We start from the raw sequence: 15624 nt of genomic DNA, 5'->3' as shown, positions 1-15624 counted from the left end.
GAGTTGAGGCGGTACCCTTGGGGTGGTTGATCCGACCGGTGTCAGTGCTTCTTCAAATCATAAACGCCCAATTTCTCCAATATCTCCTCGAAATCGCGTTTCAAGTCGGCTTTCTCGTTAGATTCCAGGAAGGAGGCTTCTACTCCGTTCAGGATTAGCGTCGTAATCTCGACTAACGTAAATCCGAATTTCTCGGCGATGACCCGGTATTCCTTCGTGATATCCGTTCCGGATACGCCGGGATTATCCGTATTAACGGTAAACAGGATTCCTTGATCGTAATATTCCCTGATGGGGTAAGCGTCCCATCCGTTCACCGCTTTGGTCTGAATATTGCTCGTCGGGCATAGCTCGAGCGGAATCCGCAGCTCCCTAATCATGCTCATCACGCTCGCGCTTTCCTTTAATCGCACGCCATGACCGATTCGGCTAGCTCCAAGATGAAGCACCGCTTCTTCGATGTTTTCCGGGCCTGCGGCTTCGCCTGCATGGATGGTAACCGGAATTCCCAGCGTTCGCGCCAGCGCGAACACCTCCCGGAATAACGAAGCGGGGTAAGTCGTTTCATCACCCGCAAGATCCACGGCGACTAGACCGTGTCCGAGATAATGGGAGGCGGCTTCTATGACCTCCATATTCGCGGCGACGCTATGGTTCCTCATACAGATGGCAATTACGCGCGCCTTTACTCCGAAGCGGGCTTCACCCCGTTTCAAGCCTTCGATGACATGGTGTATGCTGTCACCGGCGGACAACCCGTCTTTTCTGTGCAATTGCGGGGCGAAACGGACTTCGATATATCTGATCCGATGCTCGGCTGCTTGTTCCACCACTTCGAATGCAACCTGTTCCAGCGCTTCGCCTGTTTGAAGGAACGGGAGCACAAAATCGAATTTAGTCAAGTATTCCGTCAGGTTCGTGCAATCTTCGCCAACTTGAACGTAAGGAAGCAAGTCAGACTCGACGTTGGAAGGTAAGGCAATGCCTCGTTGATCGGCCAGCCTCATTAGAGTAGCGGGTTTGACGCAGCCATCGAGATGTATGTGCAGATCTACTTTCGGCATTTCCGATAATAGGCGTAACATATCCATCTTAAGAACACTCCTCCCGAAAATTAATGTTATATAATATAACACATAATTCGAGTATTTTGAATGGCGATGATTGATGTGTTAGATTCGCGTCATATAATTATCGGTATTTTCCCGAAATTGACTCTGAATTCATTATTGTCCATATTGAAGAGAGAAGATTACTCCTATCGCCGATGCGAATGGTAAGGAGGTTACGATGGGTAAAGGAAGCATATTCGACGCGGATTTATTGGAAGCCGATTTTTCCCCTCAAGTATTCGCGTATTACTTTAAGCAATGGGAAGGGTTTCATATGAACTTTCACCAGCATGACTCTACCGAGATCATGTATGTCATCCAAGGCGATTGTTTGGTGGAATGGAGCGGGGGAGCGGGTAAGCAACGGGCGGTTAAGCTCACTAAAGGAGAATTTATTCTTCTGGATGCGAATGTACCTCATCGGCTTATCGTAGAGAATACGTGCCGAATGCTCAATGTGGAGTTCGGATTTAAAATGCAATCGGATGGATTTCCATCTATTAAGCAAATAGCCGAAGAAGAAGAAACGCTCCGCGCGATGGTGTCCTCTCCCGCAACATACTTGATGCTGCAGGATCCCGACGAAGTCTATCATGCGCTTAAGAGCTTGGTTTTGGAGCTGGATAATCGATTGAACGACGGCGGCATGCTCGATCGCATGTTAATGTCGCAACTGTTGATTCGAATAAGCAGACTAAGACGCGACGCGGAGAAGAACGGCTGGCAGCAAGCGGATCAATACGTGAAGCAAAGCATTGAATTTCTTCATCAGAATTACGATCGAAATATTCTGGTAAAAGAGATAGCCGCTTTCGTCAATTTACACCCCGGTTACCTGCAGAGGATCTTCAGAGCGCAAACCGGTCAAACTTTGATGGAATATTTAACGGCGGTAAGAATGGAGAAGGCGAAAATGCTTCTCTTGCATACCGGCATTCCGGTTTCGGATATTTCCGATTACGTGGGTGCGGGCAGCCGGCAGTATTTTCACGCCTTATTTAAGAAGCATACCGGTATGACTCCGATTGAATTTCGCAACTCGATGGATACGCACCGATACTTAGAAATGAAGAAGTGAGGATTTTTGACACCTTGTTCTCGATAAGGTAATAATTCCGATAACGCTTCCTTTAACAGGCTTGTTACAATTGAACAAACGGGAACATTCAATTGATAACGACTTGGAGGGCGATTGTATGGCATTTAAGATTGCGTTTATCGGAGCAGGAAGTATCGGGTTCACCCGAGGGCTGCTTCGGGATATGCTAAGCGTACCGGAGTTTAAGGATATCGAGGTTGCTTTTACAGACATTAACGCACATAACTTGGAGATGGTTACTAAACTTTGCCAAAGGGATATATCGGAGAACGGGCTTTCGATAAATATCCAGGCTACTACGGATCGGCGCAAGGCTCTGGAGGGAGCTAAGTACGTTTTTTGCACCATTCGGGTCGGAGGTCTGGAGGCTTTCGCTACGGATGTCGACATTCCGCTGAAATACGGCGTAGATCAATGCGTCGGAGATACGTTGTCCGCAGGCGGCATCATGTACGGTCAACGCGGAATCGCGGAAATGATGAATATTTGCCAGGATATCCGCGAGGTTGCTTCCGAAGACGTGCTGTTGCTGAATTATGCGAATCCGATGGCAATGCTAACTTGGGCGTGCAATCAGTATGGCGGAGTCCGGACGATCGGGCTTTGCCACGGCGTACAGGGCGGACATTGGCAGATCGCGGAAGCATTCGGACTGAACAAGAAAGAAGTCGACATCATCTGCGCGGGCATAAACCACCAAACGTGGTACATTCAGATCCGTCATAACGGCGAGGATCTGACAGGCAAGCTGTTGGAAGCATTCGAGAAGCATCCGGATTTCAGCCGTACGGAGAAAGTTCGTATCGACATGCTCCGCAGATTCGGCTATTACAGCACGGAATCGAACGGCCATCTAAGCGAATACGTACCCTGGTACCGGAAACGTCCGGACGAGATCGAGCAGTGGATCGACCTGGGAAGCTGGATCAACGGCGAGACGGGCGGCTACTTGCGCGTTTGCACCGAAGGGCGCAACTGGTTCGAGACCGATTTTCCGAACTGGATGAAAGAGCCCGCGATGAAGTATGCGGCGGAAGAGCGCGGAGAAGAGCATGGCTCGTATATTATCGAAGGATTAGAAACCGGGCGGGTTTACCGCGGTCATTTCAACGTCAGGAATAACGACGTGATCGCGAATTTGCCTGAGGACGCGATTATCGAAGCGCCGGGGTACGTGGATCGCAACGGGATCTCGATGCCGCTCGTCGGCAAATTGCCGCTTGGACCCGCCGCGGTTTGCAACGCGAGTATTTCCGTGCAACGATTGGCGGTAGAAGCGGCTATCCATGGCGATGACAAGCTTCTGCGCCAAGCGTTCATGATGGATCCGCTAGTCGGAGCGGTGTGCAACCCAAAGGAAATCTGGCAGATGGTCGATGAAATGCTCGTCGCTCACGAGAAGTGGCTGCCGCAATACGGGGAGGCGATCTCCGATGCGAAGCAGCGACTAGCCTCCGGCAACCTTATTCCGACCAACGAAGGTTATCGCGGCGCTGCGCGATTGCATGTCAAATCCGTGGAAGAGATGCAGCTTGACCGCGAAGCCGCCAACAAGAATGCCGGCGAATCCGACAAAGGCAAAGAGCGTGCTGCCGCAGGGCATTAGCCCGCGAGAGGGCGATCGGCCCCAATAGCGGAACGAGGTTCCGCTATATCGCCCGCGAGAGCGCGAACGGCCCCAATAGCGGAACGAGGTTCCGCTATATCGCCCGCGAGAGCGCGATCGGCCCCAATAGCGGAACGAGGTTCCGCTATATCGCCCGCGAGAGCGCGAACGGCTCCAATAGCGGAACGAGGTTCCGCTATATCGCCCGCGAGAGCACGATCGGCCCCAACAGCCCCCACCGTATCAGAGTGGGGGCTGTTTATGTTGATCTTCATCATCGATTATTTAGCATAATTCGGGTCATTATGACAACATACAACGGATTTACTCTCAATGTTGTGTCATAAATAAGTTTGTGGTATACCATAAATAGGAACAATAACGGCTTGGACACAAGGAGGAGATAAAGAAAATGAAATTCTACTTGGATACGGGTAACGTGGAAGAGATCAAAAGGATCGTTAAATTGGGCTTGGTGGACGGGATTACGACGAATCCGAGCTTGATCGCCAAGGAGGGTCGTATTTTCAAGGACGTAATCAAAGAAATATGCGCTATCGTGGACGGTCCGGTCAGCGCTGAAGTCATAAGCCTCGATGTTGAAGGCATGCTTAAGGAAGCTCATGAAATCGCGCAATGGGCACCTAACGTCGTCATTAAGCTGCCGATGACGGAAGCCGGTCTTGAAGCGACGCACCAATTGGCCAAGGAAGGCATCAAGACTAACGTTACGTTGATTTTCAGCGTAGCGCAAGGATTGTTAGCCGCCAAAGCCGGAGCCACTTTCATAAGCCCGTTCGTTGGCCGGCTGGATGATATCGGCGTTGATGGCATGGCTCTCGTCAGAAATCTGCGCCAAGTGCTGGATCAATATGGACTGGCTTCCGAGATTATCGCGGCAAGCATCCGCCATATCGGGCATTTCGAGCAAGCGGCTCTTGCAGGCGCGCATATTGCAACGATTCCCGGATCGCTCCTGCCGGTACTTTGGAAGCACCCTCTAACGGATAACGGCATTGACCGATTCCTGAAAGACTGGGAGAAAGTTCCGAAGTAACAAGGTTAAACGAATAGAGGAGTGAGAGGCTATCGAACTCACGGTAAGGCAGTTAACCATCATTGAGCTCGTTAAAAAACACGCACCCATCACCGGCGAGCAAATCGCCGAGTGTTTGGGAATCAGCCGTCCGACCATCAGGTCGGACTTATCCGTGTTAGTGATGCTGGGATATATAGACGCTAAGCCCAAGGTAGGTTATTTTCTCGGTAAAGTCATGACCACGGAGGGCCGGCAGAGCGAGAAGTTCATGAACCTGAAAGTCAAGGATGTCATGAATCGGCCTGTGGTCATCGCGGAGAGCGCAACGGTGAACGATGCGGTAATCTCCTTGTTCGTGGAGAACACCGGATTCCTTACGGTAACGGACGAGAAGGGTGCCCTTACGGGGATGGTCTCCTTAAAGGATCTATTAAAGGTTACGTTAGGAAATCCGAACGCGGCAGCGATTCCTATCAGCATGGTGATGACAAGAGTTCCGCGCCTCGCTTTCGTCTCTCCCGAGGATTCCGTGCTTGAAGCCGCCAAAAAGATGCTGGACCATCAAGTCGGGGGAATGCCCGTCGTACAAGCGCATTCTCAAGGCGAACGGAATCGCCTGGAAGTCGTCGGCCGAATTACCAAAACTAATATGACGCAATCATTGGTGGATTTAACCTCGGGATTTATCGCTGAGTAGGGGGAGAAGGGATGTCGGAGCAACGGCAGAAGGTAATTTTCGTCTGTTCGGATGCCGTAGGGGAAACCGCGGAAGCCGTAGCGAGAGCGACGGCTCGGCAATTCGCGACCGAGCAGGTCAAGATAAGAAGGTACGGCAACATCAAGCACGAGGAAGAAATCAAGTCCATCATTCAAGAGGCGTTACAAGTCGGAGGGTTTATCGCCTATACCCTCGTTCAGCCAGAGCTTCGCGAGACGATGAGAGAAGAGACGATTCGGCTTGGCGTTCGCGCGGTGGATGTAATGGGTCCGATGATGCAAGCCTTTATCGATACGTTTAACGATTCTCCGAAATACAAACCCGGCCTCCTGCACGAGATGGACGAGAGTTACTACCGAAAGATCGAAGCGATCGAGTTCGCGGTCAAATACGACGATGGCAAAGACGCGCGCGGTCTCCTTCAGGCGCAAGTGGTGCTTGTCGGGGTTTCCCGGACATCGAAAACGCCGCTCAGCATCTATCTGGCCCATAAAGGGATCAAGACGGCTAACTATCCTTTGACCATAGAAGTCAAACCTCCTCAAGAGTTGTTTGCGGCATCTAACCGTCTTGTCGTAGGGCTGACGATGCAGACCGAACGATTGCTCAAAATTCGAACGGAGCGCTTGAAGGCACTGGGATTGCCTAGCCAAGCCAACTATGCGTCGATGGATCGCATCGAGAAAGAGCTGCGATTTGCCTCGGATATTATGGAGCGGTTGAAATGTCCGATCATCGACGTTTCCGAGAAGGCGATCGAAGAGACGGCAGGACTTATTATGGAATGGTTAGTTCCTTAAGTTGAGCAGTCCCCAAGCCAAGCGCGATCTACACCCGGGGGCTGCTTTTTCCATGCGCAGCAAAGAAAAAAATGCAGTTGACAGCTATTTATGTAAGCGTTAACATGAGGGTAGAACTTTTTGAAAAGCTTTTCAAGAGAAGGACTGAATAACGATGACTAAGCCAACGATCAAAGACGTAGCGAAGATAGCCAACGTTTCCATCAGCACCGTTTCTCGCGTGATGAATGCTCCGGAGTCAGTCATTGAGAGTAAAAGAAGCAAGGTCCTCGATGCAATCGAGAAGCTGAAATACAAACCGAATGCTTTAGCTAGAGGACTCATATATAAAAAAACAAACACCCTGGCGGTCGTCATCCCGGACATACGGAATCCTTACTACGCGGATATTATTCGCGGCATGGAGGACGCATCCAAGAAATTGGGTTATAACCTCATCATCTGCAACACCGATAGGGATAAGAAACGATTGTTTTCTTACTTGAACAATTTCTACGAACGGCAAGTAGACGGGATTCTGTACACGAGCGATCCGGTTTTTCCGGATTACTATAATGAGATCAAGCGGCTGCGCATCCCGGTCATGCTAGTATCCACTCATTCCATGGAGTATGAGCTTCCTTCCGTCAAAATCGACGATGAACAAGCCGCCTTTGACGCCGTGAAGTTTCTGATCGATTCCGGTCACCGGAAAATCGGTATGATCGGCTTCGATTTAAGCGACAGCATCGCCGGTCAGACGAGATACCATGGATTCATTCGTGCCCTTCGGGAAAATGATCTCGACGAGTGCAAGGAAAACATCGTTTACGTGAATGGATGGTCTTATGAAACGCCTGACGCCGCAGCCCAAATGTTAGCCAAATGCCCGGATGTGACCGCAATATTTACCGCTTCGGATGAGCTCGCCATCGGACTTCTTTGTTATCTTGACGAACGAGGGATATCGGTGCCCGACCAAATTTCCGTCATCGGCTTTGACAATATCCGCTTATCCAGGATAACGATCCCCAAGCTGACCACGGTTTCTCAGCCTACTTACGAAATCGGCTATCGGTCGGTAGAGAAGCTGGACGCGATTATCGAGGAAAAGGAGGATCCGGTATTGCGAGAGTATTTGCCTCATGAAATTGTGGTGAGAGCATCGACGAGAAGATTATAATCCTCTTTTTTGTCGAATTATGAAAAGCTTTTCAAAGTTGCGACGCATGACAATGGAACACCTAAAACTTATGACAACAACGTTGTGCACTCTTTTAGGGAGGTGAACTAAAAGTTAGAATGTACGATTAGATTTGAAAGCGAATTCATTATCAACGGTTACAAACATGGAATGACCAAATTTCCAAAGGGGCTGATTCGATTGAAAAAAATGAACAAAACGCGCACCGTGATCTCTGCACTGATTCTGGTTTTTGCTCTTCTACTCGCCGCGTGCGGCAAAAATAACGATAATAATCCTGCATCGGCATCGGTATCGCCATCAAACTCGACCGAACCTTCCGCTTCCGCCAGCACGCCGGCAGCAACGCAAAGCGCATCGCCGGAAGAAAGCGCGAGCGGCACAGCGCTGGATGATGCATTGGCGGGCAAATATAAAGGCACGAAAGTAACTATGTTCGGTCCTTTCACGGACGTGGACCAAGTCAAATTCGAAGAAGCCATCAAAGCCTTCGAGGACAAGTCCGGAATCGATATCCAATACGAGGGCTCCAAAGAGTTCGAAGCGACGATTTCCATTCGCGTCGACGGGGGAAGCGCTCCGGATATCGCGGACTTCCCGCAGCCGGGCTTGCTGAATACCTTCGTGAAGTCCGGCAAAGTCATCGACGTTGCTTCCTTCATGGATGACGAGAAGCTGAAAGCCAATTACAACAAAAGCTGGCTTGACATGGCTAAGATGCAAGGACCGAACGGAAACATAATGGCGGGAATTTGGGCCCGAAGCAGCGTTAAAAGCTTAGTGTGGTATCCGAAGAAAGCATTCGAAGAAGCAGGCTACAAGATACCGCAAACGTGGGATGAATTGCTTGCGCTATCCGAGCAAATCGCCAAGGACGGCGATCCGGCATGGGCGATCGGAATCGAGAGCGGAGCGGCGACCGGCTGGGCTGCGACCGACTGGATCGAGGACATCATGCTTCGCACGACGACCCCCGAAAATTACGATAAATGGGTCAAAGGCGAGCTTCCGTTCACGGACGACATCGTTAAAAACGCGGTTAATAAAATGTCCGAGATCTGGCTGAACAAAGATTACGTTTACGGCGGAACGAAATCGATCGTAACTACCTCATTCGGCGACGCTCCCAAAGTCATGTTCGAGGATCAGCCGAAAGCTTGGATGCATCGTCAAGCAAGCTTCATTACAAGCTTCTTCCCGCAAAATTTGAAGTCGGGCGAAGACTACGATTGGTTCTACTTGCCGCCGATCGATCCGCAATACGGCAGCCCTGTGTTAGTCGCCGGAGATATTTACGCGATGTTTAACGATCGTCCGGAAGTACGCGCCGTAATGGAGTTCTTCACGACGGGCGAATCGCTGAAAACCTGGATTCAATCGGGCGGCGTTATCGCGCCTATGAACGATGCCGATCCGGCATGGTATACAAGCGACGTTGAACGCCGGATGGCGGAATTGGCGCAGAAGGCGACAACTCTTCGGTTCGACGGCTCGGATTTGATGCCGGGCTCCGTAGGAGCGGGCACGTTCTGGAAAGGAATGACGGACTACGTTAGCGGAACGGTTGACTTGGATGGCGCGTTGAACGAAATTCAAGCAGGATGGAAGCAATAAAAAGTTAATTAAACAAAGATGATCGAATTAAGCGGAGGGCAGTATAGGGCAACGTATGCTGCCCTCCGGTTTTTATGGAAGGAGCTGGAACCTTAATGATAACTTCCACGGCGACAGCGACAGCGACAGCTAAAGCCAAATCGAATTTCTCCCGGAACTTATTCTGGTCCATTCTTGTTCCGGTTTTAAATGCGATTCTTCACTCCGCGATTTTCATCGTTCTTCGAGACAGCGAAATAAATCCGATTCTCCATGCGGCATTAGCGATCCTATGGGGAGTAGGCGGTATATATTTGATTTACTGGTCGCTTAATTGGGTCGTTGAAAAGTATTCTGACTTATGGAGACGGCGTATTCAACCCTATCTGTTCGTCGGCCCTGCATTTCTTCTTCTTAGCTGGCTGCTGCTTATTCCAACGATCCGTACTCTCTACATGAGCTTCCTTGACGCAAGTTCTACGAAATTCGTCGGGCTTGCCAATTACGCGGCTATTTTTACGAACCGTTTGTTGGTTACGGCGCTTCGGAACAACTTGTTATGGGTGCTCTTCGGGGCAACCGCTTGCATCGTCCTAGGACTGCTTATTGCCGTTTTGGCGGATCGAAGCAGCTTCGAACGCATTGCGAAAGCGATCATTTTTCTTCCGATGGCCATTTCTTTCGTCGCTGCGGGGGTTATTTGGAAGTTCATCTATTATTATCAGCCCGGCGATGAACAAGTCGGACTACTGAATGCCGTCGTGGTAGCGCTCGGCGGAGAGCCTCAAGCTTGGACGAGTATGATGCAGCCCTGGAATAACTTGTTCCTTATCGTCATTCTCATATGGATGCAGACCGGGTTTGCGATGGTGATATTCTCCGCTGCTTTGAAAGGCGTACCCGAGGATATGCTGGAAGCAGCCAGAATGGATGGAGCCGGAGAAATCAAGATTTTCTTCCGGATCATAATTCCGTTCATTATGACGACCATCTTGTCCGTAACGACGACCATTATCGTGTTCACGCTCAAAATATTCGACGTCGTCATGATCATGACGGGAGGCCAATACGATACGGAAGTGGTAGCGACTCAATTCTACCGGCAGTTCTTCATGTACCGAAACTTCGGTTATGGATCGACGTTAGCGATCGTTCTTCTGATCGCGGTTATTCCGGTTATCGTGTTTAACTTGCGGCAGATGCGCAAACAGGGGGGATTCTGATGCGGCGCAGGCCAAAGAGGAAAGGGTCCAAAACCATCGTCAATATCATTCTCGCTTTTATTTGCTTCATTTGGCTCGTTCCGACAATCGGATTATTCGTCTCCTCTTTCCGTCCGGCAACGGAGATTCTGAAAACCGGCTGGTGGTCCGTGTTTCCCCATAAGGAGAACGTGACCAAGGATCAGATTCAGCTTCCCAAGGACACCGATTTAAGGCAGCCCATCGAAGTGAACGGGACAACGTATACGGACGACGAGCTCAGAAGCGGGGTCAAAGCTCCGGATGGCTCCGTGCTGATCTGGGAGAATAGAAGAGGCAGAACGATTAACGTTCAACAGTCGGGCTGGAAAATGAATACGTCCTTCACGACGGAAAATTATAAAGGCGTTCTTACCGGCAAGCAGTACCAGATTACGGACACCGACGGAAGCGTGAAGACGAAGAAAGGCAGCGGATTATCGCGCGCGTTCCTGAATACGTTAACGGTATCGATTCCCGCTACGATTATTCCGATCCTTATCGCCACCTTCGCGGCATACGCATTCGCATGGCTAAGGTTCCCATTGCGGAAGACGATGTTCGTCATCGTCATTATGCTTCTTGTCGTTCCGCTTCAGGTGGCCATGATCCCGGTATTGAAGGACTATACCGCGCTTGGGCTCAACGGTACCTTTCTTGGCGTCTGGATCGCGCATGCGGGTTTCGGACTGCCTCTGGCGACTTATTTCATGTATTCGTATATCAGTCAGCTTCCCAAAGATCTATTCGAGTCAGCCTTCATGGATGGCGCATCGAACTTCACGATTTTTACGCGCTTGATCCTGCCTCTGGCGGTTCCTTCCATCGCTTCCATCAGCATCTTCCAGTTTTTATGGGTATGGAACGATTATCTGGTGTCGCTCGTCTTTATCGGCAATCAACCGGGCGTACAGGTGCTTTCGATGAAAATCGCCGACATGGTCGGCACGAGGGGCAACGATTGGCATTTGTTGACCGCGGCAGCATTCGTGTCTATGCTCATGCCGCTCGCCGTGTTCTTCGGCCTTCAGAAATACTTTGTCCGCGGGCTTCTTGGCGGCTCAGTGAAAGGGTAGGATGGGATAGAAACGAAAACAAAGCCTGGGTCAACCGAGGAAGTTTAATCCTTGGTTCACTCAGGCTTTGTTTCGAAGTTGCAATTTCACCCGATACAAGCTTTATTGATTCATCAACTGACGGATCATTTGTTGTTTCCGGTGGGAGCAGGATAACCTCTTGGAGGTATCTCCGAAGAAAATATGATCCTCGCCCAAGCCCGAAATGTTCCGCACGTTCACGTAACAATCCGAGGTGATCCGGAAAAACGTCGCGGAATCCGTAATTAGGCGATTTCTCTCATCGGCGGACAGTCTTTTTTTGATGTTATAATTCCGTCCGTGAAAGCTGATTAATCCATGTGCTCCGACTTTGAAGAACAACGTGTCTTGACGAGGTTCGAAATCCTCGTACACATTTTTCTCCTGCAGTGCTACATTCATCGTTCCAATCCCCCTTAGAATGATGTTGCTTTGGTAGCGCTTTCAGTATAACATAATTTTTTGCGTTTTGGGTAACTTTCCTAAAAAAATGATGAAAATTCACAAAAAAGCCTCCAGGGAAAACGGATTATCGTTCAGTCCCTGAAGGCGTTAATCCTATAGAACGTTTATGCGGATTACGTTCCAAGATGCTTTGCCGAGCACGGCATTGATCTTGGAGCCGTCCGCCTTTGCGTTGCCGTTCGAGTGCGGTTTGACGCGATTCGGTTGAACGGAGGAATTCGTTGCTTTCAGATCCTCGTTCTCGAGCACGGAATGCTCGATGATTCGGCATTCTCCGAAGCTGCGAAGATCAACCTCCAAGGGAAGGGAGTTGTTCAAATCCCGGTTTACCGCGAACACCGTCACTTCGCCAGCTTGTTCATTGTATACGGCTATCGTTTCCAAGTAGGGGATATCCGTAATAGCCTTGGTGTCGTACTTAGGCGATTGCACGAGCGGCACAAGCGCTTGGCCGCGCCCATATACGGATGCGTGCATGTAAGGATAATAGATCGTTTGCGCCCAAGCTTGACCGCCGTTCTCCGTCATGATCGGGGCGATAACGTTAACAAGCTGTGCCAGACAAGCCATCCGGACGCGATCCGAATTTTTTAGCAGCGCAATCAGCAAGCAACCGACTACAAGGGCATCCTCCATGGTGTAAATATCTTCGAGCTGAGGAGGCGCGATTTGCCAAGGCTCGATTTTTTTATCCGCTTCGTTGGAATGGAACCAGACGTTCCACTCGTCGAAAGAAAGATACATCGTTTTTTTGCTTCTTTTCTTGGCTTTAATATAATCGCAGGTTGCCGCAACGCTCTTGATGAAATCTTCCATTTCGAGGGAGCGGCCAAGAAAAGTCGCCGTATCGTTCTCATGATTCCCGTAATAGTTATGCATGGATAGGAATTCTACATGCTCGTAAGTATGGTCGAGGACGGTCGATTCCCATTCGGGATAGGTAAGCATTCCCCGGCTGGAACTTCCGCAAGCGACCAATTCGATCGTCGGGTCGACCCACTTCATGACCTTGGCGGACTCGCACGCTATTCTCCCGTATTCAACCGCGGTTTTATGGCCGATCTGCCAAGGGCCGTCCATTTCGTTGCCGAGACACCAAGTTTTGATCGCATGCGGTTGTTTGTAGCCGTGGCTAATCCGCAGGTCGCTCCAATAAGAGCCGGAGGTATGATTCGCGTATTCCAAGATGTTGCGGGCTTCGTCGATTCCGTGCGTGCCGAGATTGATTGCCCACATGATATCGGTTCCCGCAACGCGGGACCAGTCCACGAATTCATTCAAGCCGAATTGGTTCGGCTCTATCGTTCTCCATGCAAGTTCGAGTCGGCTAGGGCGCTTATCCTTAGGCCCGACGCCGTCTTTCCAATCGTAACCGGATACGAAGTTGCCTCCCGGATATCGGATGATCGGAACGCGCAAATCTTGAATCAAAGACAGGACGTCCTTGCGAAACCCGCGTTCGTCCGCGGAAGGATGTCCAGGCTCGTAAATTCCTCCGTATACCGCGCGGCCAAGATGTTCGATGAAGGAGCCGTAAATGCGATCGTCAATCGTGGAGATAACGAAATCTTTGTCTACGATCATTTTGGCGTGGTGGGACATGGGAATCTCTCCTTAAATTAATAAATTTATTAATTATTAAATATAAATAACACTTCAACATCCATTAAACAGGATGAATAGCGATTTTGCAACAAGAGAATTCTTAAATTTATTTGATCTTTTCAGGATTTATATATATATTAATTTAATGAAAAGGAACGAGCCGAAGCGAGGGGGGAACCCGATGATACATGCGAACACTGACCGTAAATGGCTGCCTCTATACGAGGCGTTGGCTAGCGAGGTGCGTCTAAGGATACTGGAGCTGCTCGCCGAGAAGCAGATGAACCTGAAGGAAATCGCCGAAAGGCTTTCGCTTAGCAGCGCGATACTGACGATGCATGTTCGCAAGCTTGAGCTTGCGGGATTAATCGATACGAAAATGGTCCGCAAGCAAGGCGGAACCCACAAAATATGTTCCTTGGCCGAGACCAACGTGGAAATCACTCTTCCTTACGCGGGGGCGGAGGAAAGATTGTTTTATGAACAGAATATTCCCGTGGGGCATTATACTTCCTTCGAGGTTTTCCCTACTTGCGGATTGGCGACCCGCGAGAAGATGATCGGCCAGTTCGACGATCCGCGTTACTTCCTCGATCCCGAACGGGTAAACGCTGCGATTCTCTGGTTCGGCAAAGGTTACGTGGAATACAAAATGCCGAATTATTTGCTGCAAAGCCAAGAGCCCGAAGAATTGGAGATTTCTTTGGAAATAGCGTCCGAAGCGCCGGGAGCGAATGACCATTGGCCATCGGATATCCGGTTCTATCTCAACGAAGTTCGGTTAGGGGAATGGACGAGTCCGGGTGATTTCGGAGGGAATGCCCGCGGAAGATATACCCCGGAGTGGTGGAAGACGCAAGTTAACCAATACGGCTTATGGAAAGTGCTTCGAGTGAACCGAAACGGTACCTACATGGACGGGCAGCAAATCTCGGATACGACGTTAAACGACTTGCGTTTGGACAAGCATTTCTGGACCCTCCGTTTCGCGGTCGAGGACGATGCCACGCATGTCGGCGGGCTGACTTTGTACGGATCGGGCTTCGGCAACTATAATCAAGATATCCAAATTCGCGTGTATTACAGCCAGAGGAGATAGAGATTCATGATCAATCGCAAAGTTACCCCCTCGGAGGGCGGCAAGAGACTGCACCGTTTCCTGAGAAACCTGATGCCGAATATCCCGTTGGGACAAATCTATAAAATGATCGATTCCGGAAAAGTGAAAGTAAACGGAAAAAGAAAAAATCAAAACTACGAGCTTGTAGCCGGGGACGAGTTAGTCTTGTACGTAGAGGATGCGGCGTATCAAGAAGCGAGCATTGGTCAGAAAAAGACGAAGTACGTCGGCGTTAACGCCAACGTTGACGTCCTATACGAGGATGCCGAGCTTATGGTCGTAAATAAGCCTGCGGGTATGCTGACCCATCCCGATAAAGCGGATCAGAAGGACACGCTCGTTAATCGCGTTCATGCGTACCTGTATCGGAAGGGAGAGCTTGACAGCCCTCTGTTCATGCCGGCTACGGCCAACCGGTTGGATCGCAACACGAGCGGCATCGTACTGGTGGGAAAGACGGCGGGGATGCTTCATCAATTGAATCAATGGATCCAGAAGCATGAGATGCAAAAATACTATGTAACGATCGTAGAGGGGCGGCTCGTTGGCGAAGGGACTTTATCGGGCGATCTCATCCGCGACGAGAAGAAAAACAGGACGCACGTGGTTGGGGATAAGACCGATGTCGCGCGGCATGGCGGCGCAGACCAAGTGAAGACCGCGGAGACCCGATATCGGGTGGTTCAAACAGGAAAAGACTATTCATTGGTTGAAATCGAGCTGATCAGCGGACGGACGCACCAGATTCGTACCCATTTTCAGGATATCGGACATTCGTTGCTCGGCGACATTAAATATGGGGGCAAGAGATTCGGAGAAGTGAATTATCAGCTGCTTCATGCTTGGCGCATCGTGCTGCCTGACGGCCGGGAATTTAAGGCGCCTCTTCCGGCGCTCATGCGTACGGTTGCGGATCGGGTAGGTCTCGATCCGAATTTCTAGAGGA

General features: G+C 50.2%; 15 protein-coding genes. 11 read left to right on the top strand and 4 right to left on the bottom strand.

Going from position 1 to position 15624, the window contains the following annotated elements; genetic code table 11:
• Positions 1 to 41 precede the first annotated feature (41 nt).
• Positions 42 to 1091 carry an adenosine deaminase gene (gene add, locus E2980_RS07055; RefSeq protein ID WP_135151444.1) on the bottom strand — a complete coding sequence of 350 codons (1050 nt, stop codon included), beginning with the start codon at positions 1089 to 1091 and terminating at the stop codon, positions 42 to 44.
• Positions 1092 to 1290: 199 nt separating this feature from the next.
• On the opposite strand from add, the gene E2980_RS07050 reads away from it, so the two are divergent.
• Both E2980_RS07050 and melA read left to right on the top strand, forming a co-directional pair.
• Positions 1291 to 2190 carry an AraC family transcriptional regulator gene (locus E2980_RS07050; protein WP_135151443.1) on the top strand — a complete coding sequence of 300 codons (900 nt, stop codon included), beginning with the start codon at positions 1291 to 1293 and terminating at the stop codon, positions 2188 to 2190.
• A gap of 118 nt (positions 2191 to 2308) precedes the next feature.
• Positions 2309 to 3817 (top strand): alpha-glucosidase/alpha-galactosidase, encoded by a 1509-nt coding sequence (gene melA / locus E2980_RS07045; protein ID WP_135151442.1) that lies wholly within the window; start codon positions 2309 to 2311, stop codon positions 3815 to 3817.
• Here melA and E2980_RS07040 read toward each other — a convergent pair.
• Complete coding sequence (locus E2980_RS07040) at positions 3814 to 4095, bottom strand: hypothetical protein (RefSeq protein ID WP_167747019.1); 282 nt, start codon at positions 4093 to 4095, stop codon at positions 3814 to 3816. The genes melA and E2980_RS07040 overlap by 4 nt on opposite strands.
• A 134-nt stretch (positions 4096 to 4229) precedes the next feature.
• Between E2980_RS07040 and fsa the strand changes: the two genes are divergently transcribed.
• From fsa to E2980_RS07005, 7 genes are all read left to right on the top strand, one after another.
• Entirely contained in the window at positions 4230 to 4874 is a 645-nt protein-coding gene (gene fsa / locus E2980_RS07035) for a fructose-6-phosphate aldolase (RefSeq protein ID WP_135151440.1), read from the top strand.
• 31 nt (positions 4875 to 4905) lie between these two features.
• Positions 4906 to 5553: a helix-turn-helix transcriptional regulator gene (locus E2980_RS07030; RefSeq protein WP_135151439.1), complete on the top strand. Its 648-nt coding sequence runs from the start codon at positions 4906 to 4908 to the stop codon at positions 5551 to 5553.
• An 11-nt stretch (positions 5554 to 5564) separates the two neighbouring features.
• A complete protein-coding gene (locus E2980_RS07025) occupies positions 5565 to 6374 on the top strand; it encodes a pyruvate, water dikinase regulatory protein (RefSeq protein ID WP_135151438.1) in 810 nt (269 codons plus the stop codon).
• A 154-nt stretch (positions 6375 to 6528) separates the two neighbouring features.
• Entirely contained in the window at positions 6529 to 7536 is a 1008-nt protein-coding gene (locus tag E2980_RS07020) for a LacI family DNA-binding transcriptional regulator (RefSeq protein ID WP_135151437.1), read from the top strand.
• 210 nt (positions 7537 to 7746) lie between these two features.
• The gene (locus E2980_RS07015; protein ID WP_135151565.1) at positions 7747 to 9171 is read left to right on the top strand and encodes an ABC transporter substrate-binding protein; all 1425 of its coding nucleotides are present in this window, start codon (positions 7747 to 7749) and stop codon (positions 9169 to 9171) included.
• Between the two features lie 95 nt (positions 9172 to 9266).
• On the top strand, positions 9267 to 10373 hold the full coding sequence (locus E2980_RS07010) for a carbohydrate ABC transporter permease (RefSeq protein WP_135151436.1): 1107 nt from the start codon (positions 9267 to 9269) through the stop codon (positions 10371 to 10373).
• On the top strand, positions 10373 to 11467 hold the full coding sequence (locus E2980_RS07005; RefSeq protein ID WP_135151435.1) for a carbohydrate ABC transporter permease: 1095 nt from the start codon (positions 10373 to 10375) through the stop codon (positions 11465 to 11467). The genes E2980_RS07010 and E2980_RS07005 overlap by 1 nt, the downstream gene beginning before the upstream one ends.
• Positions 11468 to 11569: 102 nt before the next feature.
• On the opposite strand, the gene E2980_RS07000 is transcribed toward E2980_RS07005, so the two are convergent.
• Positions 11570 to 11890: a hypothetical protein gene (locus E2980_RS07000; protein WP_135151434.1), complete on the bottom strand. Its 321-nt coding sequence runs from the start codon at positions 11888 to 11890 to the stop codon at positions 11570 to 11572.
• Between the two features lie 156 nt (positions 11891 to 12046).
• A complete protein-coding gene (arfA, locus tag E2980_RS06995) occupies positions 12047 to 13555 on the bottom strand; it encodes an arabinosylfuranosidase ArfA (protein ID WP_135151433.1) in 1509 nt (502 codons plus the stop codon).
• 184 nt (positions 13556 to 13739) lie between these two features.
• On the opposite strand from arfA, the gene E2980_RS06990 reads away from it, so the two are divergent.
• On the top strand, positions 13740 to 14657 hold the full coding sequence (locus E2980_RS06990; protein WP_135151432.1) for a helix-turn-helix domain-containing protein: 918 nt from the start codon (positions 13740 to 13742) through the stop codon (positions 14655 to 14657).
• 6 nt (positions 14658 to 14663) lie between these two features.
• Positions 14664 to 15620 carry an RluA family pseudouridine synthase gene (locus E2980_RS06985; protein ID WP_135151431.1) on the top strand — a complete coding sequence of 319 codons (957 nt, stop codon included), beginning with the start codon at positions 14664 to 14666 and terminating at the stop codon, positions 15618 to 15620.
• Positions 15621 to 15624 lie beyond the last annotated feature (4 nt).

The organism is Cohnella luojiensis (assembly GCF_004564235.1).
GTDB classification, from domain to species: Bacteria; Bacillota; Bacilli; order Paenibacillales; family Paenibacillaceae; genus Cohnella; species Cohnella luojiensis.
The sequence above is the reverse complement of the archived record's forward strand: the minus strand, read 5'-3'. Positions and strand labels throughout refer to the sequence as shown.

Excerpts from the sequence above, each read along its gene's own strand:
- E2980_RS07050 (WP_135151443.1), top strand. The coding sequence starts at position 1,291 with ATGGGTAAAGGAAGCATATTCGACGCGGATTTATTGGAAGCCGATTTT.
- melA (WP_135151442.1), top strand. The coding sequence starts at position 2,309 with ATGGCATTTAAGATTGCGTTTATCGGAGCAGGAAGTATCGGGTTCACC.
- E2980_RS07000 (WP_135151434.1), bottom strand. The coding sequence starts at position 11,890 with ATGAATGTAGCACTGCAGGAGAAAAATGTGTACGAGGATTTCGAACCT.
- E2980_RS07015 (WP_135151565.1), top strand. The coding sequence starts at position 7,747 with ATGAACAAAACGCGCACCGTGATCTCTGCACTGATTCTGGTTTTTGCT.
- fsa (WP_135151440.1), top strand. The coding sequence starts at position 4,230 with ATGAAATTCTACTTGGATACGGGTAACGTGGAAGAGATCAAAAGGATC.
- arfA (WP_135151433.1), bottom strand. The coding sequence starts at position 13,555 with ATGTCCCACCACGCCAAAATGATCGTAGACAAAGATTTCGTTATCTCC.
- add (WP_135151444.1), bottom strand. The coding sequence starts at position 1,091 with ATGGATATGTTACGCCTATTATCGGAAATGCCGAAAGTAGATCTGCAC.
- E2980_RS07020 (WP_135151437.1), top strand. The coding sequence starts at position 6,529 with ATGACTAAGCCAACGATCAAAGACGTAGCGAAGATAGCCAACGTTTCC.
- E2980_RS06985 (WP_135151431.1), top strand. The coding sequence starts at position 14,664 with ATGATCAATCGCAAAGTTACCCCCTCGGAGGGCGGCAAGAGACTGCAC.
- E2980_RS06990 (WP_135151432.1), top strand. The coding sequence starts at position 13,740 with ATGATACATGCGAACACTGACCGTAAATGGCTGCCTCTATACGAGGCG.
- E2980_RS07040 (WP_167747019.1), bottom strand. The coding sequence starts at position 4,095 with ATGATGAAGATCAACATAAACAGCCCCCACTCTGATACGGTGGGGGCT.
- E2980_RS07025 (WP_135151438.1), top strand. The coding sequence starts at position 5,565 with ATGTCGGAGCAACGGCAGAAGGTAATTTTCGTCTGTTCGGATGCCGTA.
- E2980_RS07010 (WP_135151436.1), top strand. The coding sequence starts at position 9,267 with ATGATAACTTCCACGGCGACAGCGACAGCGACAGCTAAAGCCAAATCG.
- E2980_RS07005 (WP_135151435.1), top strand. The coding sequence starts at position 10,373 with ATGCGGCGCAGGCCAAAGAGGAAAGGGTCCAAAACCATCGTCAATATC.